The organism is Pseudomonas sp. ICMP 460 (genome assembly GCF_002723595.1).
GTDB lineage: Bacteria > Pseudomonadota > Gammaproteobacteria > Pseudomonadales > Pseudomonadaceae > Aquipseudomonas > Aquipseudomonas kitaguniensis.
In genome coordinates, this window is sequence record NZ_LKBR01000059.1 from 1 (window position 1) to 784 (window position 784).

Consider the following 784-nt stretch of genomic DNA (forward strand, 5'->3'; position numbering starts at 1 on the left):
GTCAATTGTGGGAGCGGGCTTGCTCGCGAAGAGGCCCTTGAAAGCACTAAAAATCCAAGGCAGCGGTGAAAAGGGCGAACGCCCATCGGCACTCTGCAATTGCTGCAGGTAATTGCGCAAAATCTCCCACAGTAGACCGAGTTCCCATGCCGGAATGCAGTCAAATGTGGGAGCGGGCTTGCTCGCGATAAGGCCTTCAAAGCCACTAAAAATCTAAGGCAACGGCGAAAAGGGCGAACGCCCATCGGCACTCTGCAATTGCTGCAGGTAATTGCGCAAAATTTCCCACAGTAGACCGAGTTCCCATGCTGGAATGCAGTCAAATGTGGGAGCGGGCTTGCTCGCGAAGAGGCCCTTGAAAGCACTAAAAATCCAAGGCAGCGGTGAAAAGGGCGAACGACCATCGGCACTCTGCAATTGCTGCAGGTAATTGCGCAAAATCTCCCACAGTAGACCGAGTTCCCATGCCGGAATGCAGTCAAATGTGGGAGCGGGCTTGCTCGCGATAAGGCCTTCAAAGCCACTAAAAATCTAAGGCAACGGCGAAAAGGGCGAACGCCCATCGGCACTCTGCAATTGCTGCAGGTAATTGCGCAAAATCTCCCACAGTAGACCGAGTTCCCATGCCGGAATGCAGTCAAATGTGGGAGCGGGCTTGCTCGCGATAAGGCCTTCAAAGCCACTAAAAATCTAAGGCAACGGCGAAAAGGGCGAACGCCCATCGGCACTCTGCAATTGCTGCAGGTAATTGCGCAAAATCTCCCACAGTAGACCGAGTTCCCAT

The 784-nt window shown here is 53.4% G+C and carries 2 pseudogenes; both read right to left on the bottom strand.

Annotation, left to right across the window (positions count from 1 at the left end):
- Positions 1-213: 213 nt before the first annotated feature.
- A pseudogene (locus tag AO240_RS29100) lies at positions 214-294 on the bottom strand (sel1 repeat family protein); the annotation flags it as partial.
- Between the two features lie 237 nt (positions 295-531).
- Positions 532-612: pseudogene (locus AO240_RS29110) on the bottom strand (sel1 repeat family protein); the annotation flags it as partial.
- Positions 613-784: the final 172 nt, after the last annotated feature.